The sequence below is a fragment of the Gammaproteobacteria bacterium genome (assembly GCA_021647245.1).
In the GTDB taxonomy this organism is placed as follows: Bacteria; Pseudomonadota; Gammaproteobacteria; order RBG-16-57-12; family RBG-16-57-12; genus JAFLJP01.
Genome location: JAKIVC010000040.1, coordinates 1 through 25216, shown reverse-complemented (window position 1 = coordinate 25216; position 25216 = coordinate 1). Strand labels below are relative to the sequence as shown.

General features: G+C 51.4%; 23 protein-coding genes. 12 read left to right on the top strand and 11 right to left on the bottom strand.

All coding sequences use genetic code 11. The features are described 5' to 3' along the window. Nucleotides 1–132: 132 nt before the first annotated feature. Complete coding sequence (locus tag L3J94_10940; GenBank protein ID MCF6219246.1) at nt 133–2109, bottom strand: methyl-accepting chemotaxis protein; 1977 nt, start codon at nt 2107–2109, stop codon at nt 133–135. A gap of 345 nt (nt 2110–2454) precedes the next feature. Between L3J94_10940 and hslV the strand changes: the two genes are divergently transcribed. Genes hslV through ubiB form a run of 7 tightly spaced genes read left to right on the top strand, consistent with a single transcriptional unit; the run spans nt 2455 to nt 8279 of the window. Continuing rightward, a complete protein-coding gene (gene hslV / locus L3J94_10935; protein MCF6219245.1) occupies nt 2455–3006 on the top strand; it encodes an ATP-dependent protease subunit HslV in 552 nt (183 codons plus the stop codon). Continuing rightward, complete coding sequence (gene hslU / locus L3J94_10930; protein MCF6219244.1) at nt 2996–4354, top strand: ATP-dependent protease ATPase subunit HslU; 1359 nt, start codon at nt 2996–2998, stop codon at nt 4352–4354. Before hslV ends, hslU begins: the two co-directional genes overlap by 11 nt. A 33-nt stretch (nt 4355–4387) precedes the next feature. Further along, the gene (locus L3J94_10925; GenBank protein ID MCF6219243.1) at nt 4388–4759 is read left to right on the top strand and encodes a DUF971 domain-containing protein; all 372 of its coding nucleotides are present in this window, start codon (nt 4388–4390) and stop codon (nt 4757–4759) included. Nucleotides 4760–4769: 10 nt separating this feature from the next. Further along, a complete protein-coding gene (ubiE, locus tag L3J94_10920; protein ID MCF6219242.1) occupies nt 4770–5525 on the top strand; it encodes a bifunctional demethylmenaquinone methyltransferase/2-methoxy-6-polyprenyl-1,4-benzoquinol methylase UbiE in 756 nt (251 codons plus the stop codon). Beyond that, nucleotides 5522–6001 (top strand): RDD family protein, encoded by a 480-nt coding sequence (locus L3J94_10915; protein MCF6219241.1) that lies wholly within the window; start codon nt 5522–5524, stop codon nt 5999–6001. Before ubiE ends, L3J94_10915 begins: the two co-directional genes overlap by 4 nt. Next, nucleotides 5998–6627: an SCP2 sterol-binding domain-containing protein gene (locus tag L3J94_10910; protein MCF6219240.1), complete on the top strand. Its 630-nt coding sequence runs from the start codon at nt 5998–6000 to the stop codon at nt 6625–6627. Before L3J94_10915 ends, L3J94_10910 begins: the two co-directional genes overlap by 4 nt. 47 nt (nt 6628–6674) lie before the next feature. Continuing rightward, nucleotides 6675–8279 (top strand): ubiquinone biosynthesis regulatory protein kinase UbiB, encoded by a 1605-nt coding sequence (gene ubiB / locus L3J94_10905; protein MCF6219239.1) that lies wholly within the window; start codon nt 6675–6677, stop codon nt 8277–8279. On the opposite strand, the gene L3J94_10900 is transcribed toward ubiB, so the two are convergent. The 5 genes from L3J94_10900 to gpmI all read right to left on the bottom strand — a co-directional run bounded on the left by L3J94_10900 (nt 8276) and on the right by gpmI (nt 13844). Continuing rightward, nucleotides 8276–8866 (bottom strand): DJ-1/PfpI family protein, encoded by a 591-nt coding sequence (locus tag L3J94_10900; protein MCF6219238.1) that lies wholly within the window; start codon nt 8864–8866, stop codon nt 8276–8278. The genes ubiB and L3J94_10900 overlap by 4 nt on opposite strands. Continuing rightward, nucleotides 8812–9663 carry a divergent polysaccharide deacetylase family protein gene (locus L3J94_10895; GenBank protein ID MCF6219237.1) on the bottom strand — a complete coding sequence of 284 codons (852 nt, stop codon included), beginning with the start codon at nt 9661–9663 and terminating at the stop codon, nt 8812–8814. Before L3J94_10895 ends, L3J94_10900 begins: the two co-directional genes overlap by 55 nt. A gap of 2 nt (nt 9664–9665) precedes the next feature. Continuing rightward, entirely contained in the window at nt 9666–10994 is a 1329-nt protein-coding gene (locus L3J94_10890) for a S41 family peptidase (protein MCF6219236.1), read from the bottom strand. A 99-nt stretch (nt 10995–11093) separates the two neighbouring features. After that, the gene (locus L3J94_10885; GenBank protein ID MCF6219235.1) at nt 11094–12275 is read right to left on the bottom strand and encodes a peptidoglycan DD-metalloendopeptidase family protein; all 1182 of its coding nucleotides are present in this window, start codon (nt 12273–12275) and stop codon (nt 11094–11096) included. Between the two features lie 12 nt (nt 12276–12287). After that, nucleotides 12288–13844, bottom strand: coding sequence for a 2,3-bisphosphoglycerate-independent phosphoglycerate mutase (gene gpmI, locus L3J94_10880; protein MCF6219234.1), 1557 nt, complete (start codon nt 13842–13844; stop codon nt 12288–12290). A gap of 332 nt (nt 13845–14176) precedes the next feature. Here gpmI and L3J94_10875 point away from each other — a divergent pair, with 332 nt between their 5' ends. The 5 genes from L3J94_10875 to L3J94_10855 all read left to right on the top strand — a co-directional run bounded on the left by L3J94_10875 (nt 14177) and on the right by L3J94_10855 (nt 16789). After that, nucleotides 14177–14503 carry a metalloregulator ArsR/SmtB family transcription factor gene (locus L3J94_10875; GenBank protein ID MCF6219233.1) on the top strand — a complete coding sequence of 109 codons (327 nt, stop codon included), beginning with the start codon at nt 14177–14179 and terminating at the stop codon, nt 14501–14503. 64 nt (nt 14504–14567) lie between these two features. Next, entirely contained in the window at nt 14568–14999 is a 432-nt protein-coding gene (locus L3J94_10870) for a rhodanese-like domain-containing protein (protein ID MCF6219232.1), read from the top strand. A gap of 2 nt (nt 15000–15001) precedes the next feature. Continuing rightward, nucleotides 15002–15265, top strand: coding sequence for a glutathione S-transferase N-terminal domain-containing protein (locus L3J94_10865; protein ID MCF6219231.1), 264 nt, complete (start codon nt 15002–15004; stop codon nt 15263–15265). 14 nt (nt 15266–15279) lie between these two features. Next, the gene (gene secB, locus L3J94_10860; GenBank protein MCF6219230.1) at nt 15280–15768 is read left to right on the top strand and encodes a protein-export chaperone SecB; all 489 of its coding nucleotides are present in this window, start codon (nt 15280–15282) and stop codon (nt 15766–15768) included. Beyond that, entirely contained in the window at nt 15755–16789 is a 1035-nt protein-coding gene (locus L3J94_10855) for an NAD(P)-dependent glycerol-3-phosphate dehydrogenase (GenBank protein MCF6219229.1), read from the top strand. The genes secB and L3J94_10855 overlap by 14 nt, the downstream gene beginning before the upstream one ends. Before the next feature lie 16 nt (nt 16790–16805). Here the strand turns inward: L3J94_10855 and trmL are convergent, their stop codons facing one another. From trmL to nirB, 5 genes are all read right to left on the bottom strand, one after another. Further along, nucleotides 16806–17282: a tRNA (uridine(34)/cytosine(34)/5-carboxymethylaminomethyluridine(34)-2'-O)-methyltransferase TrmL gene (gene trmL / locus L3J94_10850; GenBank protein MCF6219228.1), complete on the bottom strand. Its 477-nt coding sequence runs from the start codon at nt 17280–17282 to the stop codon at nt 16806–16808. Nucleotides 17283–17347: 65 nt separating this feature from the next. After that, a complete protein-coding gene (locus L3J94_10845; GenBank protein MCF6219227.1) occupies nt 17348–19216 on the bottom strand; it encodes a dimethyl sulfoxide reductase anchor subunit in 1869 nt (622 codons plus the stop codon). A gap of 40 nt (nt 19217–19256) precedes the next feature. Next, on the bottom strand, nt 19257–21437 hold the full coding sequence (locus tag L3J94_10840; protein MCF6219226.1) for a nitrate reductase: 2181 nt from the start codon (nt 21435–21437) through the stop codon (nt 19257–19259). A 15-nt stretch (nt 21438–21452) separates the two neighbouring features. Next, a complete protein-coding gene (gene nirD / locus L3J94_10835) occupies nt 21453–21776 on the bottom strand; it encodes a nitrite reductase small subunit NirD (GenBank protein MCF6219225.1) in 324 nt (107 codons plus the stop codon). A gap of 40 nt (nt 21777–21816) precedes the next feature. Next, entirely contained in the window at nt 21817–24252 is a 2436-nt protein-coding gene (gene nirB, locus L3J94_10830; GenBank protein MCF6219224.1) for a nitrite reductase large subunit NirB, read from the bottom strand. Nucleotides 24253–25216 lie beyond the last annotated feature (964 nt).

The following is a 25216-nucleotide window of genomic DNA, read 5'->3' as shown; positions in this document are numbered from 1 at the left end:
GGGGTTTCTGGTATGCTTACTCATGAAAATGGTGACTCATCGGTTGTGGTTAAATGCAATTAACTGATTGATGAGTTTACCATTTTCTTTCATTGCTGTTATCTACTTGCAGGATTTAGGTGCAAGGTATGGTTATACCTTGAATTGATTGACCAGTGATTTCAAGCGATCGCCGAGTTGAGTCAGCTCATTACTTGAACTGGCCGTCTGATTTGCCGCAGAGGCGGTCTGTTCCGAGACATCTCGAATATTGCTAATGCTGCGATTAATCTCTTCAGCAACGGAGCCTTGCTCGGATGCAGCGGAGGCAATTTGAATGTTCATTTGCGAAATCGTGGTGACAGCGTTATTGATAGTGGCGAGGGACTCACCAGCATAGGTCGCCTGTTCGACCGCTGTGCTAGCACCTTTCTGGCTGTTGTGCATGACAATAACCGCCTCTTCGGCCCCTTTTTGCAGTGTCTCTATCAGGCTCTCAATTTCCGAAGTGGATTGCTGGGTGCGCTGGGCAAGGGTGCGTACTTCATCGGCAACTACGGCAAAGCCACGCCCTTGCTCACCTGCACGGGCGGCTTCAATGGCCGCATTGAGGGCCAGCAAATTAGTCTGCTCAGCGATCCCCTTGATCACATCCAGCACCGTGCCAATATTTTCACTATTACCTTTCAGTGCTTCGATAACCTGGGCAGATGTTTCAACCTCACTGGCCAGGTCATTAATTGCCTGAATAGTGCCCTGTACTACCTTGTTGCCGTTGTTGACCTCTTCATCGGCCTGCTCAGCGGCATCCGAGGCCAGCTTGGCATTTTCGGCCACCTCTTGCACCGTGGCGCTCATCTGATTCATAGCCGCCGCTACCTGCTCGGTTTCACTGAGTTGCTGGTTGGTACCCGCGCTAGTCTGCTCAGTGGCGGCGGTGAGCTGACTGGCAGAGCGGGTAAGTTGGTCGGTTGAGCCGGATATCTGGTTGATAATGCCTTGCAGCTTGCCAATAAAGGTATTGAAGTTGCTGCCGAGTTCGCCCACTTCATCCTGGCTGTAAATGGTCACACGCTTGGTCAGATCGCCATCACCCTCTGCGATGTTTCTCAGCATGGCGTTGGTGTGGATTATGGGTGTCACAATGCCGCGCATGACCATATAGGCAACCAATAGACCAATAACTGCAGCCAGCAGAGTGAGTATGATAATACTGCTCTTGGTATTTGTGACGCTCCCTGCAACCAGGCCGCCCTGCTCATGGAGCGAGGCGAAAACACTGTCACGCAGTTGCGCAGCTTTTTTCGCCATGAGCGGGCCGTTTTTGTTCAGTACATTCTGGATTGCGGCATTTCGTTTATGAATGGCTGTGGTAACCGCCTCAAAAGCGTTTTGGTACTCCTCAATGGCAACAATAGCACCTTGAGTAAGGCGGCGGCGTTCCGGGTTTTGTAGTTCAGCCATTAGCGTCTCGAGGGCGGCTTTGGTTTTATCAAATTCAGAAATGACCCGCAGGCGAGAGGCATCATCATTGTCAACTAAAAAATGATAGGCGTAGAGGCGGCCTAGCAGTAGATGTTTTTGCGCCACGCCACCACGAAAGGCCGCCACGGCATCATTATCACGAAAGGCGCTGTTCATTACGCTCGAGAGGCTTTTTTCGATAAACGGCCCTTTGATGTTCAAAGTATTATTTACAATCTCGAGGCGGCGGACCATATTAGCAACCACCTCCCGGTGAAAGGTTGTGGTGTACTCTCTGTTCATCTGCTCAATCTCATCAAGCAGCTTGACGCGCCCGGGGTGAGTAATTTCCACACGGGCCTTGGCCATAATGGTCTGCAAATCTTTCTCAGCCGCATCAAATGCCTGCACGGATGCTTCATCAGCCTTTTTTATGTACTCCTTCACCTGGAGGCGCTTAAGGTAAACCTCGCGCAGAATCTTTGCCGAGGTGCCTGCATCCAGTACCAGGTCATCTGTGATCACCTGTAGGTTTTTTTCGATATTCCCGAGATTGCTGAAGGCGATAGCACCCAAAACCAGTAGAAAAAAGATAATTATTAGCGGTGAGATCATCGCTTTTATGCTGATTTTAAGATTTTTAAAGCCGCTAAAGAGTGGTTTCATGGCTTGATTCTCCACCAATTGCTATGGTTATTTTAAATGAAAGTAATTAGCTCGGATATTTAATAAGCTTGCCCGATAACCACGCAACACATTAATATTTAAGGTAAATTTTTCTGTAAAATCAATGAAAAAGTGAGGCTATGCATGATTTATGAGATACCCGGGTTCGGTTTGCCTGCTGGATAGTTGTATCGGATGTAGATGCTACTGACTTGAGTGGTGTTCAATCATTATTTGTCCGATTAGGGATGTTGTTTATAGGTCGCTATTTTTATAGAACATCTTCAGTGTCATCCCGGTGCCTTGGTGTACAATAAGCCAAAATCAGTTTAGGGGAGAGTCTCATTGGAACAGTTTCGTGGAACCACGATCCTCTCGGTACGTCGGGGGAACAAGGTGGTTATCGGTGGTGATGGCCAGGTAACGCTGGGAAATACGGTGATGAAGGGCAATGCACGCAAGGTGCGTCGCCTCTATAACGGTAAAGTGATTGCCGGTTTTGCGGGCGGTACGGCGGACGCCTTTACGCTCTTTGAGCGTTTTGAAGCGAAGCTGGAGAAACACCAGGGTAATCTGGTGCGTGCAGCCGTCGAGATGGCCAAAGACTGGCGTACTGACCGTATGTTGCGTAAGTTAGAGGCGTTGCTGGCGGTGGCGGATGAGAATGCCTCACTGATTATTTCAGGTAATGGTGATGTGATTGAGCCGGAGAGGGGCTTGATTGCGATCGGTTCCGGGGGGCCATTTGCCCAGTCGGCAGCCAGTGCCTTGCTGGATTGTACCGAGATGGACTCCCGTGCCATCGTTGAAAAAGCACTCACTATTGCGGGTGATATTTGTATCTACACCAACCATAACCAAACCATTGAAGAGCTGGAGATACGCAATGGCGAATGATATTCAGGTTCCTTGTCTGACACCCCGCGAAATTGTTGAAGCGCTGGATGAGCACATTATTGGCCAATCGGAGGCGAAGCGTGCGGTCGCTATCGCACTGCGTAACCGCTGGCGGCGCAGCCAGCTGGATGAAGAGCTGCGCAATGAAATCACCCCCAAGAACATTTTGATGATCGGTCCGACGGGTGTGGGTAAGACCGAGATTGCCCGCCGTCTGGCCAAGTTGGCGAACGCCCCTTTCATCAAGGTGGAGGCGACCAAGTTTACTGAGGTGGGTTATGTGGGACGTGATGTTGAATCGATTATCCGTGATTTAATTGAATCCTCGATTAAATTGACCCGCGAGCAGTCGATGGCCAAGGTGCGCACGCGTGCTACGGATGCAGCAGAAGAGCGTATTTTGGATATTTTATTACCCTCAGCTCGCACCTCCGGCGGTTTTTCTGAAGTTAAAAAGCCGAGTGACCAAGCATCATCCACGCGCCAGAAATTCCGCAAAAAATTACGCGAAGGTGAGTTGGATAGTCGCGAGATCGAAGTTGAGGTGGCATCATCTAGAATGGGTGTTGAAATTATGGCACCACCCGGTATGGAGGAGATGACCAGTCAGTTGCAGGGGATGTTTCAAAATATGGGCACTCCCCCCACAAGCTGCCGTAAATTGCCGATTAAAGAGGCGATGAAGTTGTTGACCGAAGAAGAGGCTGCCAAACTGCTGAATGAAGATGAAATCAAGCAGATGGCGGTTAACCTGGTAGAGCAAAATGGCATCGTCTTTCTGGATGAAATGGACAAAATAGCCAAGCGTGGCGAGAATGGCGGTGGTACTGATGTCTCCCGAGAAGGGGTGCAGCGCGATCTGTTACCACTGATTGAGGGGTGCACCGTCTCCACTAAATATGGCATGATCAAAACAGACCATATTCTGTTTATCGCCTCGGGTGCCTTTCATCTGGCCAAGCCCTCTGACCTGATTCCTGAGTTGCAAGGTCGGCTGCCGATTCGAGTTGAACTGTCGGCACTGAAAGTTGAAGATTTTGTCCGTATCCTGACTGAGCCAAGTGCTTCGCTCACCACTCAATACAGTGCGCTATTAGCGACTGAAGGGTTGACTGTTAGCTTTAGTGATGGGGGTATCAAGCGTATTGCCGAGATGGCGTGGCAGGTGAATGAGGCGACTGAAAATATCGGTGCGCGGCGCTTACACACCATGATGGAGCGCCTGCTAGAAGAGCTTTCGTTTACCGCAGATGAGACGGGTGGCGAGCAACAGGTCGATGCTGATTATGTAGAAAAACAGCTGGCTGAACTCGCCGAAGATGAGGATCTCTCCCGTTACATCCTTTGATTGATCGCTTAATCCTTTGTTCAGGAGCCGTTTATGGCGCAGCCGATTCCCCGTGAAATTAACTTGCATCAAAAGAGCCGCCGACTGGTGGTTCTCTTTGATGATGGCGCTCGCTTCGAGTTTAGCTGTGAGTTTTTACGGGTCTACTCCCCTTCAGCCGAAGTGCGTGGGCACGGCATCGGTAATGAGGTGTTGCAGCGGGGTAAAGAGAGAGTCAATATCACGGCCATAGAACCTGTGGGTAATTATGCGGTAAAGCTGGTGTTTGATGATGGCCATGATAGCGGTCTTTATAGCTGGGGCTATCTGTACAAAATAGGTACGGAACAGACGCAACTATGGCAGGCGTACCTGAACAAGCTTGAAGAAGCGGGTGACACACGGCAAACTGAAGATAATGGGTAACGAGGTCGGTATGGATAATCAGAAAAATGAGACCACTCACTTTGGCTTTCAGCAAGTGGCTACGGAAGAGAAAGCAGGCAAAGTGGCCGAGGTTTTTCACTCGGTGGCGAGTAATTATGACGTGATGAATGATGTGATGTCATTCGGTGTTCATCGTCTGTGGAAACGATACACGATCGATATGGCGCGTGCTCGCCCCGGTAATCGTGTATTGGATCTGGCCGGAGGAACTGGCGACCTCAGTAAAAAATTTGCCAAACAGGTGGGGCCAACGGGTGAGGTGGTGCTCTCCGATATCAACTCATCGATGCTTGGGCAGGGGCGAATTCGTCTGACAGATGAGGGGGTGCTGGATAATATACGTTATGTACAGGCGAACGCTGAAGCGCTGCCGTTTCCTGATAATCACTTCGATGTGATTACCATCGCCTTTGGTTTGCGAAATGTGACCGACAAAGCCAAGGCGCTGGCCTCAATGTATCGGGTGCTCAAACCGGCTGGTCGTCTGCTGGTGCTGGAGTTTTCCAAGCCGGTGGTACCGGGTCTTGCACCGATTTATGACACCTACTCTTTTAAAATATTACCTAAAATGGGCAAAATGATTGCGGGAGATGAAGAGAGCTATCGCTATTTGGCTGAGTCGATCCGGGTGCACCCAGACCAAGAGACGCTCAAACAGATGATGACAGAGGTGGGGTTTGAACGTGTCGACTACCATAATCTGAGCGGTGGTATTGTTGCACTGCATCGTGGTTATAAGCTGTGAAAGAGGCGCTGCCCTCGCCTTATGCCAGTGTTGCCCAGCGAGCGGCGGCACTGCTGATTAATCTTTTTCTTTTTGCGGTGGTGACCAGCCTGTTGCCACTTATTATGCGGCGGCTGAGTGGTGGCTCTGTCGACCTGATCATTGTGGAGAGTGTCAGCACGGGACTTTTTCTACTGCTCTTGGTTTTTTGCTGGGTCAAACTACGAGGCTCTCCCGGACAGTTGCTGATGGGGTGCTATGTGGCGGATCAGCAGAGCCACTCACCCATTAGCTGGAAGAGTGCGGTGGTGCGGGCTTTGGGTTATCTGGTCTCGTTTATACCGCTCGGTTTAGGGTTTTTGTGGGCCATCTGGGATAAACGCCACCAAGGGTGGCACGACAAACTGGCGGGTACCCTGGTGCTTCAGGATCACCACCACCCACTGAATGATGAGTCACAAAAAAGCCTTCAACAACTATTGAAGGAGCTGAGATGACACTCGCCACCCTGGCTGCCCAGACTTTACAGCGCACTTTTAACCACTGCCTGGGGTTTGACTCGCTCAGTCGCCAACGCCTATTGGCGCTGCAAGGGCGGGTGATCGCCATTGAGTTCAGCGACCTTGCCGTTCAAATATATCTCTGTCCCGAGGTGGATGAGGTTAGCATTTTCGCAACCTATGAAGGGGGTGTGGACGTTACCCTGCGAGGCACTCTACTGGCCTTTTCCCGCATGGCGATGGCGGATGATAGTGCCGAGGCTCTTTTTAGTGGTGATATCGCTCTGGAGGGTGACAGTGCTCTGGGGCAGCGCTTTGGCGAGATCATTAAAGAGCTGGAGATCGATTGGGAGGAGATGGCATCACGGCTGATGGGTGATGTGCTAGCACATAAACTGGGTGGGTTGCTGCGTGACGGCTTTGCATGGAGCCGTGATAATGTTAACAGCAGTCAGCAGACTTTGGCTGAATACCTTCAGGAAGAGCTGCGCCTGTTGCCGGTAAAGGCTGAGGTGGAGCCGTTTCTTGAAGAGGTACACACTTTGAGAAATGACCTTGACCGAGTCGAGGCGCGTATCAGGCGTTTGCAGCATCAGCCGCAAGATATTGAGAATATAACGTGATTAAGCCAAGCCAAGTTTTACGCCTGCTACGTATCAACCAAGTGCTGATGAAGCATGGTCTGGATGAGATGGTGCTGGCAACTCACCTGTTTCGGCCTGTCAGATTTTTGGGGCTACTGCTGCCGTGGAACTGGTTTAAACGTAACGCCAAAAGGTGTCGAGGTGAGCGGATTCGACTTGCTCTTGAGGAGCTTGGCCCAAGCTTTGTAAAATTTGGGCAGCTACTCTCTACTCGACGCGACCTCTTCTCTGGTCAAATTGCCAATGAGCTGGCCAAACTACAAGACCGAGTGCCGCCCTTTCCGGGAGAGCAGGCACGCGCCATCGTCGAGAAAGCATACGGTAAATCGGTGGATGAGGTGTTTAAACACTTTGACGAGACACCGCTGGCATCGGCCTCTATTGCTCAAGTTCATGTGGCGACACTCCATGATGGGACTGAGGTTATTGTGAAGGTGGTGCGACCCGATATCCGCCGTGTTATTAAACGCGATATCGGGCTGCTTTACACCTTGGCAGAGTGGGCGGAGCGCTACTGGGAGAGTGCTCGACGCTTGCATCCGGTAGAGATCGTTGCTGAATATGAAAAAACCATCTTTGATGAGTTGGATCTGATGCGCGAAGCGGCCTCAGCATCGCAACTGCGGCGTAATTTTTCTGAGTCTAAGCAGCTCTATGTTCCTGAAATTTATTGGGAATACTGCCACCGTGAAGTGATGGTGATGGAGCGTATATCGGGTATCCCGGTGAGTGATGTTGAACGCCTGCGTGAAGAGGGTGTTGATTTGCAAAAACTCTCTGAAATGGGGGTGCAGATCTTTTTTACCCAGGTGTTCTCCCATAACTTTTTTCACGCCGACATGCATCCCGGTAATATTTTTGTCTCGCCTGAAGGGCAATATATTGCGGTAGACTTCGGCATTATGGGGGCGCTTTCGCTGGATGATCAGCGCTACCTGGCCGAGAACTTCTTCGCCTTTTTTCAACGGGATTATCGCCGTGTGGCTGAGTTGCATGTTGAATCAGGCTGGGTGCCGGCGGATACGCGGGTGAATGAGTTTGAGGCGGCTATTCGTACCGTTTGCGAGCCTATTTTTGAGCGCCCGCTGAAGGATATTTCGTTTGGTCGCCTGTTGGTGAACTTGTTCCAGACCGCTCGCCGTTTTGATATGGAGGTTCAGCCACAGCTGGTGCTGTTGCAGAAGACCTTGCTCAATGTCGAAGGGCTCGGGCGCACACTCTATCCAGAGTTGGATCTCTGGAGTACGGCCAAGCCCTTTTTTGAGCGCTGGATGAATGATCAGCTTGGTCTCGGTCGTGCCAAACAGGAGCTGAGAAACCAAGCGCCCCGTTGGGGCGAGGTATTGCCACAGCTGCCCGGGCTGATTCACGATGTATTGAAACAGTCACGGGATGGTCAGTTGACCAATCAACAGCAGAACGCACAGCTTGAGGCGTTACGCCGAGAGATAGAAGAGGGGAATCAGCGTCGCTCGCTGCTACTGCCTGCGGCGGCAATGATTGTTGCGGCGGCAGTTATTTTTGGGTTGGATGGTCGTGCGCCGACAATTATCGCCGGTGCGCCTCTCACCACTTGGGTGTTGGGTAGTTTTGGGGTATGGCTGTTATTGATGGCGTGGTCGCGCCGTTAACCCTCATCTATTTCATCATCATAGATAGCATGATGTGCCGGGCGTACCAGCCCCTCTTCAACTTTATCGCGGCGCGCTTCACCCATCAATACCTCGACAAGGTAGAGGGCAAAATCCATTGCGCTGCCGGGACTGGTTGAGGTGATGATATTGTCATCATGCACCACCATCTCATCCAAATACTCGACTTCAGGTCGCTCCATTTTATCCAAAAAACCAGGGTAACTGGTTGCATATCGTCCGTTTAAAATACCGGCGGCAGCAAGAATTTTGGGTGCGGCACAGATGGCGGCAATATATTTTCCCTGTTGGTTCTGATTTATGAGGGCGCTTTTCAGGCGCTCATCCTGTTGCAAGTGATTTGAGCCGGGCATACCGCCGGGCAGGATGATCATCTCATAGGTTTTCTTGAGTGCCTCATCAAGGGTGGTATCGGGAATCAATGTCACCCCGTGTGCCGCGACAACCGCTTGATCATCTAATCCGGCGGTCACTACATCAACGCCCGCTCGGCGTAGAAGGTCAATAAGGGTTACGGCTTCGAGCTCTTCACAGCCTTGAGCGAGTGGGATAAGGACGCTTGCCATTGGGGGGTGCTCCGTTGTTGGATCATCACGCTGACTGGAACCAGGTTGATCTGTAGCGCCTCTAGTTCTAGTAGGCGCTCACTCAGTACATTAAGTGTTTCATCGTAAGGGTGGGCGATCGCCAGCGCACTGCCTCGCGCTTTGGCAAGAGCAATTAATTTATCAAACTGGCGGCTAATGTGCACCTCATCGGCGATATGATCAAGAAAAATGTCTCGCTGTAGTGCCGGTACGCTGAACTCATTAGCCACCTTGCTGGCAATGCTCTGGTTTGAGGTGAGGCTATCGACAAAGAACAGATCACCCTGCCGATTAAGCTCGCGCATAACCCACAGCATATGGCCAGGGTGGCGTGTTAATAAGCTGCCCATGTGATTATTAATTCCCGTTACGTGGGGGATGGAGGCAAGGTCGGCTTGTAAGGTTTTAATGATCTGCTGCTCACTCATCTCCATGGTCAGTGCGCCGGGGCCGAGCAGCCTGTTTTTTGAGGCATCCACTGGCTGCATGGGTGCATGTAACATAATCTCTTTATTGTAGCTGTGGGCAAGCTTTGCCAATGTTATTGCGTGGGGAGTGTGGGGGAGAAAAGCGTAAGCGATGGCCCCGGGTAGCTCGATGGCACGGGTGCCTTCGGTTAGGTGGTAGCCAATATCATCGATAATAATACTGATGCTGGGGCGGAGTGGGTCTTGTGAGTCCGCCTCAGCAAAGCTATTTCCCGTTTGCACCAACAGCATTAAACCGCTAATCAATAGCGGTTTAACTAGCCAGTTAACGGCCACGAAGCACGGCATGACTATCTTTGCAAAATCATCAGCCCTTTGAGCATATTGACTGCTTCATAGAGCTGATAATCCTGTTTGGCGAGCTTGACTCGTTTATCAGCTCTACTCTCCCCCTCGTCATCGGTTGAGCCACTATCCTTCTTATCTTTTGAGAGGCGGCCATTGCTCAGGTGGCCACTGAGATCGGCCTCCTTTAGTGAGTGGGCTGGTTTATTGCTAACATCACTGATCTTGATGTGGTCCAGTATAATATCGGGCATGATACCCTCTGCCTGAATCGAACGCCCTGCCGGGGTAAAGTAGCGGGCGGTGGTGAGCTTGATGGCGCTGTCATTCCCCAGTGGCAAGATGGTCTGTACCGAACCTTTACCAAAGGTTTTATTGCCAAGAATCAATGCCCGCTTGTGGTCTTGCAGCGCCCCGGCAACAATCTCTGATGCCGATGCCGAGCCTTCGTTAACCAGCACAATCAGGGGCGCGCCATCAATCTCATCTCCCGGACGAGCATTGAAGGTCATTTCAGAGTTTTTAATGCGCCCTTCCGTGTAGACAATCAACCCCTTCTCAAGAAAGGCATCCGAGACATCTACCGCCGCATCGAGTACCCCGCCCGGGTTGTTGCGCAGATCTAAAATCACGCCGCGCAGAGCACGCTCGTTCTCATCTACCAATGAGTCGATCGCCTCGAGCAGATTATCTCCAGTGCGTGACTGAAACTGGGTGATACGGAGATAACCGATGTCAGGCTCAATGAGTCGTGATTTGACACTTTTAACTTTTATCTTATCGCGGGTGATGGTGATCTTGAGGGGCTTCTCCTCACCTTCACGGACGATGGTGAGTAAAATATCGGTACCCACTTTGCCGCGCATCAGGTTAACTGCATCACGCAGGGTGAGCCCTTTAACCGGGGTGTCATCCAGACGAACGATCAAATCACCCGCTTCAACTCCCGCGTGATCGGCCGGGGTGTCGTCAATGGGGCTAATGACCTTAACAAAGCCATCCTCCATGCCCACTTCGATTCCTAAGCCTCCAAACTCGCCGGTGGTGCCGACTTGTAGGTCATGATAGTCGCTGATATCGAGATAGCTGGAGTGTGGATCCAAGCCGGATACCATGCCGCGTATCGCATTCTCCAGCAGGGTTTTATCATCAACTGGCTCGACATAATCTGCTTTTATTCGAGAAAAAATCTGGGTGAAGTTGCGTAGCTCATCAAGAGGCAGGGTGGCTTCAGCGCTCTCGCGACTGGCAAAGACACCGTGCCCAATGGAGATGGAGAGGCCGAGTAGTACCCCCAGCGTTAATACCAACATGTTACGAGGAAATGATTTCATTCTTTAAATAAGCCTTTTGGTGTCTCAATCGATGAAGATCTATCACTGATTATGGCAGCAACGCATGTTAATTGTAATACCCCACATAATGCAGAGGTCTCACCTTGACAGTGTGCCGGGACGAGAGCCACGACACCAGCGTTGCGGGTTGACGGGGTTGCCCTGTTTGCGCAGCTCGAAATAGAGCCCGGATTCACTATTGCCGCCACTGTTACCTATAGCGGCTATCACCTCGTTTTGTTTGACCTGATCACCGACCTGTCTGTTCAGTGATTGATTCTGCCCATATAGCGTGAGGTATCCCTGGCCGTGGTCAAGGATTAAGAGTAGCCCATAGCCCCGCAACCAATCAGAAAAAACCACCTCGCCATCAGCCACTGCGCGTACATTGTTGCCGAGAGGGGCGCGAATAACCACACCCTCCCATGTCATCTTTCCGAGATGGCGTGATTGTCCAAATCGGGCGCTTAATGTCCCCTTGGCAGGCCAGGGGAGCTTGCCCCTCAAGGTGGAAAACTTGGTTTTACGGGTTAGGCGCTGTTGGCTCTGCTCTTTAATGTTTTGAACAAGCTGTCCCAACGCCTTGGCATCTTCAAGTAGCTGGTGCAAGCGCGACTCTTTGTTCTGTAGCTGTGCGTTAATGGTATTGAGTAGCTGTTTTCGTTGTTGCTGCTGCTGTTTCATCTGTTGCTGCTGTTTGTAGAGCTGCTGCTCGCTCTCCTTGAGCTGTTGTTGCTGTTCACGCACGCCTTGTTCGAGTGTTTGAAGGCTTTTTAGTTCACTGTTTAATCCGTTGATGGCTTCAATTTGGGCGGCGTTGAAATAACGTAAATAGTGACTATTTCGACCCAGGGCGCTGATCTCCTGTTGTTTGAGCAGTAGCTTTAACTGCCCCTGTTCGCCTTGTTGATGGCGCAATCTTATGAGCGCTTCAAGTGTGGCTTTATGCTGATTGGAGCGCATTTTTGAGGCGGTTTGCTGCTGGCTTAATTGATCGATCTGTTGCTGTGCTGCTTTTTGTTGCTGCTGGGTTTTGCCAAGCTCACGATGTAGCGAACCGATACGTTTCTCAATTTCGCTTAGCCGTTTTTGTGTTGTATTACGCGTCTCACGGGTTTGATCGACCTGGTGGCGTAATGTTTTTATTTCAGCCTGAATCTGCTTGAGACGGCTCTGTTCATCGGTGGGGTTGGCACTTGCAGAAGAGAGCGTGAGTAGTGTGGCGCATACCAGCACAAACATGTGCTGGCAGAGTGGCGGAAGTAGAGTGCAAGGTTTCATAACCTGTTTTGGCTAATCAGCGGGGTGTTCCACTAAGGTTCGCCCCCCCATTTCGGAAGGTTGCCTTATACCCATGAGGTCGATCATGGTGGGCGCGATGTCAGAGAGTGCACCATCCAGGTGGGAGAGGGCAAGGTCACGATGGCCAATGTAAATCAGGGGTACCGGATTGCTGGTATGGGCCGTGTGAGGCTGGCCTGTGCCAATGCCCATCATCTGCTCAGCGTTGCCGTGGTCGGCGGTAATTAATGTTTCACCACCGGCCTTTATCAGTGCGGGAATAACACGTCCAAGTGCCGCATCAAGCGCCTCGATGGCTTTAACGGTTGCATCGAAATCACCGGTGTGTCCGACCATGTCGGGGTTGGCAAAATTACAGATGATGACATCATATTTGGCCGCTTCAATCGCTTCGATAAATTTATCAGTCAGCTCAGGTGCGCTCATTTCAGGTTGTAAGTCGTAGGTTGCAACATCCGGTGACTTAACCATGATTCGCTCTTCACCAGGAAATGGTTCATCGCGGCCACCGTTGAAAAAGAAGGTGACGTGTGCATATTTTTCTGTCTCGGCAATACGTAGCTGGCGTAAGCCCTGATTGGAGAGGTACTCACCAAATACATTAGCGAGACGTTCGGGGGGGAACGCAACATCCACCTCAAAATCGGCATGGTACTCAGTGAGTGAGACAAAGCGACCCAGCTTGGGGTTGTGTGTGCGTGTAAAAGCATCGAAGTCTGGCTCGATGAAGGGTCGGGTCACCTGACGTGCGCGGTCTGAGCGATAATTCATGAAGACCAGTGTGTCACCATCCTCCATTTTTACGGCGCTTTCACCCCGAGGTATGATAGCCGTTGCCTGTACAAACTCATCGGTTTCACCTCGCTCATAAGCTGCACTTAGCGCGCTGATGGCATCAATGGATTGATAGGTTGACTTGCCTTGGGTCATCAGGTCGTAGGCGGCTTGAATACGTGGCCAGTGATGGTCACGATCCATTCCGTAATAGCGACCGATAACCGAGGCGATGCGTCCTTTTCCAAGGCGGGCAAAGGTTTCATCCATCAATTTTATGGAGCTCTCAGCACTTTTTGGCGGTGTATCACGGCCATCTAAAAAGGCATGCAGATAGATTTTTTCTGCGCCTCGCTGTGCCGCCAGCTCCGCCATTGCCAGAATATGCTCCTCGTGGCTATGTACGCCGCCGGGCGAGAGCAACCCCAGAATATGCACCGCTTTACCTTTATTGACCGCGTCATCGACGGCTCCGGTGAGCGTTTGGTTATTAAAAAATGAACCGGTACGGATAGAGCGACTAACCCGCGTAATCTCTTGATAAACAACCCGGCCAGCGCCTAAATTGAGATGGCCCACTTCGGAGTTGCCCATCTGCTCATTGGGTAGGCCAACCGATGAGCCAGAGCCTTGAATTAAGGTGTGTGGACGCTCTTTCCAGAGCTTGTCCCAGACGGGGGTTTTAGCGGCAGCGATGGCATTCGACTCACTGCTTTCGCTATATCCCCAACCATCGAGGATGATAAGGGTCATGGGTTTGGGCTTATTTGACATGGTTATCCGCGTATCTGATTTAGTTGAACTGGGTGAATATTAAAAGGTTAATTTTTATTGCAGAGTACCTAAACGCTGAAACTGTTCGCCGGTGGTCGTCTGCCATAGAATACTGTTATCATGCACCACCATTAAGGAAGCGCTGAATTACGCTAGTGTAAAATCATCATGATTTGTTCAGAGCTTCCTTAAAGTGGTTCAGGGTTTCCAGTAGTCGTTTTTTGTTAGATAATTCTAATATTATATTATTGTATAGATTTTGATGGTTTTCGGCTATGGCAATCTGCTTGTGGGTTAGCGTGTAGCCAGAATGAGTGAGTGAAGTGATAACTGTGGATAAACCAGTATTAGAAGTGCGTCCCTACATACTCCCCGTTTCAGATGACGATATTGACCGCGCCGCGAGGTCCCTCAAGGCTTTGTCGCATCCTCTACGTTTGAAGATACTCTGTATTTTGGGTGACCAGGCGATCAGTGTCCAAGATATTGTTGAAGCGGTAGGCACCTCTCAGAGTAATATTTCACAACATCTGGCGATTATGCGAGATAAGGAGATATTAATGACTGAGCGGAAGGCGAACAAGGTGTTCTACTACGTTCGAGACGAAGGTACGCTGCGGCTAATTGGTGTGATGCGCGAAGTGTTTTGTACAAAGTGAGTTTTTAATGTGGCTGCAGTGGTTTTGCGGGCGGCTAAATCTATTTTAAGTTTAGGGTGTTGATATGCAGGAGTTTTTTACGTTTTTAAGGGCCGAGTGGATGCTCAGCATCACATTTATCGTGTTGTTTATTATGCTGTTATGGGGGGTTGTTGCACCTTTAGTGCATAAATTTTCCGAGTTGAAGCCCGTTGATATTGTAAAGCTGATTAACAGTGACAACGCCCTGGTGGTAGACGTGAGTTCTGAGAATGAATTTATTAATGGGCACATTGTGAACTCCATTAATATCCCTGCATCTTATTTAAGCAAGCGCCTTGATAAGCTGGGTAATGATAAAGAGCGACCACTGATTGTAGTTTGTAAAAGTGGTGGGCGAGCCAAAAGCGCAAGCGCTCTTTTGTGTAAAGAGGGTTTTAAAAATGTAACCGTGCTGGCGGGTGGCTTGATGGCGTGGCAACACGGTAAATACCCCCTTGCAAAGGGGAAGAAGTAACCGTGGTCGAGGTTGATGTGTATGGCACTATGGCGTGCCCGTACTGTGTCCGTGCTCGGCAGCTACTCGACAGCAAGCGCATCAACTACCGCTGGATCAATGTGGCGAGCAGTACCGCTCTGTATACAAAAATGACCCAGTTAAGTGGCGGCCAAACGGTGCCACAAATATTGATTAATGGGCAGCCAATGGGTGGTTGCGACGAAATACATGCTCTGGAAAGTGAAGGGCGGCTTGATGGTCTGCTGGGTTTGAGCCAAAACTAAAAAAGGAAAGTATGATGTCTGAACAACAAGCGGCTGCGCCGCAAGGTCAATTTGCTATTCAAAAAATCTACCTGAAGGATGTTTCATTTGAATCACCCGTTAGCCCGGAGGTGTTCACTAAAAAATGGGAACCCGAGGTGAATATGGAGATTAATACGGCTAGCAAATCGATTGCGGAAGATGTGGTCGAAGTGGTTTTAAACCTCACTATAACCGTAAAACTGGACAAGAAAACGGCCTATCTTGCGGAAGTTCAGCAAGCGGGTATTTTTACAATCAAAGGGCTGACTGAAGCAGAAAAGGGTCGGGTTATCGCAACCGCATGTCCCAATATCTTGTTCCCGTTTGGTCGCGAAGCGGTTGCCGAAATAGTAAGTAAAGGCGGCTTTCCACAGCTACTGCTAGCACCGGTTAATTTTGAGGCTATCTACGCACAGCATCAGGCACAGCAAGCAAAGGCGAAAGATGAGCAGGGGCAAGTGCCCTCTGATGCGATGCACTAGTGGTATGAGTGTGGATGAGCAGCCGCTACCGATCCTAGTGCTAGGGGCCGGCTCTTGGGGGAGCGCCCTGGCAATGCTGCTGGCACGCAATGGCTATCCCACCTTTCTCTGGTCCCACAATGCGCAACACGCGGTGGAAATGGAAGCGCAGCGCTGTAATGCGCGCTATCTGCCCGATATCCCATTTCCGGAAAAATTACGAGTAGTGGCTGATTACACCACGGTGATCACGCAAGTAAGGGATATATTGATTGCCGTGCCCAGTCACGCTTTTCGTGACTGTCTCAAGCAACTGGCTCCCCACCTGCGCAAAGAGATGCGCATTGCCTGGGCGACCAAAGGGCTTGAAGGGGGATCACACCAACTGATGCACCAGGTCTTTGCTGAAGTGCTGGGCGATCACTACCCTTGCGCTCTGGTCTCTGGCCCCTCATTTGCCAAAGAGGTGGCGCTGGATCAGCCCACGGCGGTCACCGTCGCCTCTACCGACGCGCAGTTTGCCAATGAGTTTGCGGGCTATCTGCATAAAGGAAATTTCCGCGCCTATACCAACGACGATATGGTGGGTGTCGAGGTGGGCGGTGCAGCCAAAAATGTGTTGGCCATTGCCACCGGTATTGCTGATGGGTTGGGTTATAACGCCAATACCCGAGCCGCCTTAATCACCCGTGGCTTAGCTGAAATGATGCGCCTGGGGATTGCCGCAGGGGGTGAGCCAGAAACCTTTATGGGTTTGGCCGGGCTGGGGGATTTGGTGTTGACCTGTAGCGATAACCAGTCACGCAACCGCCGCTTTGGTCTGGCACTGGGTCAAGGGAAAAGCTGGCAGCAAGCGGTTGATGAAATTCAGCAAGTGGTTGAAGGCGTTCAAGCGGCGAAAGAGATTTATGAGCTGGCCGCAGAGTACCGGATTAGTATGCCGATTACCGAGCAAGTCTACCGCGTGTTGTATGAAGGACTCGACCCACGGGATGCGGTACAAAGCTTGCTGGAGCGAAGCCCGACATCTGAACTCTCTTAACGCCGCATTGCTCTTTTTAATCGGTTGTTAAAGCACCCTTAAAATCCTGCTGTCGCCACGCCTCATAAAGTATCAGTGCAACGCTGTTAGAGAGGTTAAGACTGCGACTGTTCTCCATCATCGGAATTTTTAGCAGCTGCCCCTTCTGGCGCAGAGGCTCTCGCACTTCATCGGGCAGGCCACGACTCTCGGGGCCAAACAGTAGCGCATCACCGGGCATGAAGTTGATTTTGTGATAACCCTGAGTGGCTTTTGTCGAGAGGCCAAACAGGCGCGCAGGTTTTACACTCTCCTGAAATGCTTGCAAACTGGCGTGCTCCCGCACACCGGAAAACTCATGGTAATCGAGCCCCGCACGCCGCAGACGTTTATCGTCAAGCTCGAAGCCCAGCGGATGAATCAGGTGGAGCTGAGCACCACTATTGGCACAAAGGCGAATAATGTTGCCGGTGTTCGGGGGGATTTCTGGTTCAAATAGAACAATATGAAACATGATGATTCCCATTTTTTAGCCAGATGCCCAGTGCACACTCTCACCAGCACTGAGCGGGTGTGGAGTTAGCGCTTTCCCAGCCCCAAATCATCTTTAACTTCTTTAATCGCCCGGGCCAAGTGCAGGTCGTGATAGTCGGTTTTGGGTAGAACACCCACCTGCTCCATTTCGGCCAGCCCAGACGCCTGAGCATGTTCATGAAACCCCTTGTTGCGCCAGAAGAAGGCGCCGGGCAGGGTGGTCGGAATGACTAACACGTAGAAGAGGGCGCGACCGATGATGGATGCGGTAAGCATCGAGAGCAGTAGTATAGTGGCGCTGATTAACTCGATACCGGCCACGACAATCGCACCGAGGATGAGGCTATTCAGTAGTAACAAGCTGTTACGCAGCCAGTAGCTATTGCCGTAATCAAAACACTGCTCCAGATGTGAGGCTTCGCCTTCGCCTCCCCTCTGCTTTAGATCCCGAGCGTGATAGATCAGGCCAATGGCTTCCAGTAGTACACCAAACAGCGCGATGAGTGCGAGTAGTTGAATCAGTGCTGCGCTAGCCGCAAAGCCTTGTACCACAACGCTGACCACTCCAATTATCAATGCGCCCAGGCTTAAGCTGGTGCCTACAAAGCTGGCACCGGTTTGCCAGTGGTTCCAGTAGGGACGCGCCGGAATACGGTAGAGTTTATACATGTAATAGGAGCCGAGCAGGCCGCCGAGCAGAGCCAGTGCCGCTGCCATGTTTGCCAGCACCGTGGCCCAGCTTGCACCAAACAGTGAAAAGAGGCAGTAGCCTGCAAAGCCTGCAAAAAAGGCGGAGACACCGGCAATTTCACGACTCACCGGGGAGTGTTTAAGGTTGTTAAAGCCACGGTAGAAACGGTGAGGTTTTCCCAAGTGCATATTGAGTTTGAACATGCCCACAGACATTAAGACAAACAGGCTGCCGAGCAGTGGCAGCAGGGTGCTGTCATTATGGATGTTGGCGATGGAGGCGGCTCCCATCATGGGTGCCAACAGTAACAGCAGGAAAGCGCCAATCACTGTTTGCGCGCAGAGGGTAAAGGCGATATGGGCATTTTCATGGGAGGTGAGTAGCTTGTGCAGATTCCAGCGCCGTGGCCGCGTCTGCTCACGCACCTTGGTTTTGTACTCCCCTTCACCCTGCTCATCACGCTGGTATTTAATCGGCATGGTGTCGGGGCGGGTCATCTCGCGAGGCAGGCTCTTTATCTGCTGAAAGCGGATATTGGGGTGGGTGATCGAGGTGTCGGGAAAGCCGGGGATTGTGGTTTTGGCCTGTTCGCGGTTTTCGGGGGTGGTCTCAATCAGACCAAACTCCAACGCCCCGCCCAAACAGGCGGATGAGCAGGCAGGCTTTAAGCCTACTTCCAGGCGGTCAACGCACATGTTGCATTTGGATACCTGTCCCTTTATCGGGTCCAGCTGTGGCGCGTTGTAGGGGCAGACCCAGGTGCAGTAGCCGCAGCCGAAGCAGGTATCGGGGTCTTGCAGCACAGCACCGTATTCGGCGTACTTGGTGTAGGCGCGGGTTGGGCACCCTTTGAGGCAGACCGGGTCATCGCAGTGGTTACAGGCCATGGAGATGTTCATGCGCTTGTAGGCGGGGTAGCTGCCGCCTTCCACATAACCGACTGAGCGAAAGCTAATGTGCGCGGGCAGGTCATTCTTTTCACTACAGGCCGCTTCGCAGGCGTGGCAACCGATACAGTTATCTGCGGTAAAGTGGAAGCCGTGCTGCTTGTAACGGTTGGGGTTGTCGCCCACGCTATCGTCACCATTGATATTGAGACTTTGTCCGGCGCGTGGGTCGCTCTCATCCACTAGTTTGATGGCCTTTCCATAGCGGTTTTTTTCGGGTGTCTCCACATCAGGGATGAAGGCGTATTTGGGTTCATTTTTTCTTACTTTGAACATGAGTCTCTATCCTGATGGGTGCTTCGTTGAGCTTTAAATTTTAGAAAGATCTGGCGGCGCGATTAGTTACCGCAGCCGCCGCTTGCTGCTCGACGGGTTCGATGCGAACCGCACTCTGCTTAAATGCAGGTTGTCGGGAGTGTGGGTCGAGCAGCCCTAAACTGACGCGGTTGACACACTCGTGGAAGTGGAAGGGGACAAAGACCATGTTATAAGGTACTCGCTGGGTAAGCTGAACCAGCACCACCGCATCACCACGGCGTGAGGTGAGGCGTGCGTAGCTCATATGTTCGATACCCAGTGCGCGGGCGGCATCCGGATTCATCTCCATGTACGGAGTGGGGCTGAATTTATTCTGATTGCCTACCTTTCCGGTGCGGGTGCGGGTGTGGAAGTGTTCCACCACCCGGCCACTGTTCAACCAGAAGGGGTAGTCATCATCCGGGCACTCATTGTTCTCAATATAAGGGAGCGGGATCAGCTTTGCCTTGCCATCAGCATGATTAAACTTACCATCAGCGTAAAGGCGCGGCGCACCATCCGTAGCATCTTCCGCCATCGGCCACTGGATGCCGCGACGCTGTTCTATTTTGTCATGGCTCATACCCGAGAGGTCGAGGAAGCGCCCTTTGGAGAGTTCACGCATCTCATCAAACACCTCTGAGGCACTCTCTGGAAAGTTGATGATTTTGCCGTTATCGAAGCGCTTGGCCAACTGGTTGAAGATCCATAAATCGGCTTTCGCTTCGCCCGGTGGTGGGCAGACGTTTTTGATCAGATTAACTCGCCGTTCGGTATTGGTCATCACCCCCTCTTTTTCGGCCCACAGACCCGCAGGAAGATAGACGTGGGCATACTCATTGCTTTCCACATCGGCATAGGCATCCTGTACCACCATAAACTCCAGCCGCTCCAGGGTTTTACGAATCCGCGCCGTGTTGGGCATCGAGGTCATGGGGTTGGTGGCCACCAGCCAGAGCGCTTTGATTTGGCCGGTCTCAATGGCCGGGAAGATGTCGGTTTGTGCCATGCCACGCTTCTTGGGGAAAAACTCGGGGTCAACCCCCCAGAAGTCAGCAACCTCCTGACGATGCTCTGCATTCTCCAGCACCCGATACCCCGGCAGACCGGAGCAAGAGGACCACTCGCGGGTGCCCATGGCGTTACACTGACCGGTAATCGACAGGCTGGTGCCACCGGGTTTGCCGATGTTGCCGGTAATCAAGTTGAGGCTGTTAATGCCCACTACGCCGTCAGAGCCGTGGGTGCTCTGGTTGATACCCATGGTCCAGATGCTCATGGCCTGGTTGGCTTTGGCGTAAAGGCGTGCCACGTTGCGAATGGTATCTTCGTCAATGCCACAAATTTTAGCGGCGGAGACAGGGTCATATTGTGCGACTAACGCTTCAAATTCGGCAAAGCCACTGATGTGGCTCTCAATATAGGCACGGTCCTCCAGCCCTTCAGCCAGAATCACATGGGCTAATGCATTAAGCAGCACCACATCGGTACCTGGGGTGATGGCCAGATGAATATCAGCAAACTGGGCCAACATAGTGACTCGGGGGTCGACCACAATCAGCGGAAAGTTGCGCTGCTCACGAGCCTCGCGCATGCGCCAGTAGATCACCGGGTGCTGCTCGGGCAGGTTGGAGCCAAAAGCGATCAGGCAGTCGGTATGGGAGAAGTCATCGTAGCAACCTGGCGGGCCATCGGAGCCAAATGAACGCTTATACCCTGAAACCGCCGAGGCCATGCAGAGCGTGGTATTGCCGTCGTAGTTATTGGTGCCGATACAGCCACGGGCCAGCTTTCCCAAGGTATAAAACTCCTCGGTAATCAGCTGGCCGGTGGAGACAATCGCCACACTATCGGGGCCATATTTCTCCTGAATACGCTTGAACTCAGCGGCGGTTTTGTCCAGCACATCGTCCCAGCTACTCTCTTTAAAATCATCAAAGCGCTGTTCACGCATGAGCGGCACGGTGCCACGCCCTGGGGTGTTAAATAGCTCGTACTCAAAAATCCCCTTGATGCAAAGTTTGCCACGGTTAACATCTGCATCCGCGACACCCCGAGCAGTAATGCCCCGCCCTTCACTGTCTACCCCGACCTCAATAGCGCAACCGGTGGAGCAGTAACCACAGGTAGTGTAGACCCACTTTTCCACCTTTTTTTCAGGCAGGGTGATCGGTTTTTTCTGGTTGCGTCCAAATAACATAAACGATCTCTTAAATTATGATGGGCTGGCTTCAAGGGAGAGATAAACGACACCATCGTTAACTTTTACCGGGAAGCGGGCCGCGCACCCTTCATCAGGGGCAACCACCTCACCGGTCTCCAACTCAATGTTCCAGTTATGCAGTGGGCAGGTGACACGCTTGCCATGCACAATGCCCTGGGAGAGTGGCCCCTGTTTATGAGGGCAGCGGTCACGCAGTGCAAAAACCTCCCCTTCCAGGGTGCGAAATATACCGATGTCGCCCTTGGCCGTCTCCACCACACGGGCACCCTGCTTGGGGATCTCTTCAACCTTGCCAATCTCAATCCAATTGCTCATATCTACCTCGGAATTCAATATTCAATAATGTTGAGCGCGCTTAACCCAGTTTCTTGATCGGGATGTAATCCTTGCGAATTTGATCCTGCTCAACGGCCTCAGCCCACGGGTCGATCTGGAACACCTCTTGCGACACCAAAAAGCGTGCATAGAGTGCTTTACGTCCCGCGTCATCCTCAACAATACGCTGCTTGGCATAGCTCAAGCCAACACGCTCGATCCACGGCGCAGTACGCTCCAAATAGTGAGCCTCTTCGCGATAAACCTGCATAAAGGCCGCGCAATACTCCATCGCCTCTTCCTCGGTATCGACACGGCACAGTAGCTGGGTGGCCACCACATGGATGCCGCCATTGCCCCCTACGTGCAGCTCGTAGCCCGAATCAACACAGACAATGCCGAAATCTTTTATGGTCGCTTCGGCACAGTTGCGGGGGCAGCCTGAAACGGCGATCTTATATTTGTGTGGTGTCCATGAACCCCAAGTCATCTTCTCGATTTTAACACCCAAGCCGGTTGAATCCTGGGTGCCAAAGCGGCACCACTCGGAGCCAACACAGGTCTTAACCGTGCGCAGGGATTTGCCATAACCGTGTCCTGAGACCATACCGGCTGCGTTGAGATCAGCCCATACCGCCGGAAGATCCTCTTTTTTAACGCCCAGCAGATCGATACGTTGACCGCCGGTCACCTTCATTGAGGGGACTTTGAATTTATCTACCACATCGGCGATAGCACGCAGCTCAGAAGGTGTAGTTACGCCGCCCCACATACGCGGAATAACCGAGTAGGTGCCATCTTTCTGGATATTGGCGTGGGCACGCTCGTTAATAAAGCGGGACTGAGGATCATCCTTGGCCTCTAGTGGCCAGGCGGCAATCACATAGTAGTTGAGCGCCGGACGACAACTGGCGCAGCCATCGGGCGTGTGCCACTCCAGCGTTTTCATTACCGCAGGAATGGAGGTGATTTTCTGCTCTCGAATAGCCGCCCGTACTTCGTCGTGGCTATGTTCGGTACAACCACACATCGCTTTCTTTTTGGGTGTGTCGGAGTAGTCACCCACAGTTGAAGCGAGAATTTGCTCAACCAGGCCGGTACAGGAGCCGCAGGAGGCGGCGGCCTTGGTGTGTGCTTTCACCTCTTCCAGGGTAAACAACCCTTTTTCGGTAATCGCCTTAACGATCGTTCCTTTGCAAACGCCATTACAGCCGCAAATCTCAGCATCGTCCGGCAGTGCCGAAGCGGCATTACTGCCACCATGACCAGAATCGCCTAAGTGGGCCTGACCAAACATCAGATGTTCACGGAAGTCGCTTACATCGGTCTCATCACGCAGCATCTGGAAGTACCACGCCCCGTCCACGGTGTCGCCATACATCACCGCGCCGATAATTCTGTTGTCACGCAGCACCACTTTTTTGTAGATACCACGTGCGGCATCCTTCATCACCACATCTTCGGTGCTCTCATCGCCATGAAAATCACCGGCGGAGAAGAGGTCAATGCCAGTCACTTTCAACTTAGTCGAGGTGGTTGAACCTTCATAGATGGCGATACCATAACCGGCAAGATGGTTGGCACACACCTTTGCTTGCTCAAAGAGTGGCGCAACCAGACCATAGGCGATGCCGCGATGCTGCACACACTCGCCAACCGAGTAGATCTTGGGGTCAAATGTTTGCAGGGTGTCGTTCACCACAATACCGCGCTCGCAGTGAATGCCCACCTTCTTGGCCAGCTCGATATTGGGGCGAATACCCGCCGCCATGATCACCAGATCGGCTTCCAGCTCACCACCATCGGCAAACTTCAAACCTTCAACACGCTGGTTACCCGTTAACTCGACGGTTGATGAGTTCATGCGGAACTTCAAGCCACGCTCCTCCAGTGACGCTTTTAGCATCTCACCGGAAAACTCATCCATCTGCATCTCCATCAAGGTATCACCCAGATGAACGACGGTGACATCCATGCCATTAATCACCAAGCCGTTGGCGGCCTCCAAGCCCAGCAGGCCACCGCCGATCACCACCGCTTTTTTATACTGCTTGGCGGCATCCAGCATAGTGTCGACATCTTTAATATCGCGAAAACCGATAACGCCCTCTTTATCATGGCCTGGTATCGGAATAATGAAAGGGTTGGAACCGGTCGCTAGCAGCAGTCGGTCATAACGTGCGGTGGTGCCATCGTCAGCAACAACCTTCTGTCCCCTGCGATCAATATCAACCACGGGTTTTCCGGTGTGCAAGGTGATGTTGTTCTCGTCATACCACGCTTGGCTGTTGAGAATAATGTCATCAATGGTCTTCTCACCGGCCAACACAGGGGAGAGCATGATGCGGTTATAGTTGCAGTAAGGCTCTGCACCAAATACGGTAATGTCGTATTTATCAGGTGCTATTTTCAATAACTCCTCCAGCGCACGTATGCCCGCCATGCCATTACCAACCAGAACCAGTTTTTCTTTCATCTGCTACTCCACGATATTCGGGGTTATCTCTAATTATTGGACATATCAGAGCAAGCGACGTGCCAAGCAAGTGATGGTGAGGTAAAAAAACGGCGCACCCATAAAAATCGATATAAACTATATTGTTACCACCCTATGTCTGTGCGTTCATCGCGCTCGAATGGGGGACCTGTGAAATGCTGTTTTCGCCTTAAAATCGAGCAGGCAATCAAACGCTTGCACCATCAGTGTGCGTCATATTTTATCGCGCCTGATTGGCAATAATTTTTATCGCCTGTCAAGTAGCTGAGAAGTGATCATAGGGTCATATATAGCTCGCCTCCTGAGGTAAAGCATGCGCACGCTGAATAGTTACACCAAAGATAAATTATATAGCAAAAAGAGTTAATATTGTATTTGACCCCTTTACTCTGTATAAATAAACAGTGGTTCTCAGGTTGAAGCCCGTCAACAAGGGATTTACCGGGCTATATCAGCGCACGTGTTGCATATCCGGGTATATGTTTTTTGTAGTCCCCTGTAACGCATTGATATTGCTTTGTATTTTCAAAGATGGAAGAGGTCATTAGAAAATAGATGGCTCAAAAATAGTCTCACTGGCATAAAAAGTCAGAGTGATAATTTTTGGTTTCATTGCAATGCATTGAAAATAAACAACTAATAATCAATCGATTATTTATTTCCTAAATCCTGCAAGTAAAAATACCGCAAATCACCCCCCAAAAAAGTGATCACTTATTGGCCTGAGGGTGGTGGATTATCACCCACCCTCAAGCTAAAGAAGCAGAATAACGCCCTCGTTGTTCTTTCTGCTGAACGAGTCGAGTGTTTTTTTGCTCGCTCAATGCAGAACAAGCAGCAGAACCCCTGCCTGTCTTTTTCAAAGCATCCGACGCCCATGGTTTCGTTTTCTAAGCGGCGAGTTTTAACCAGTCATCCCACGGCTCAGTGTGTAAATGGTGTT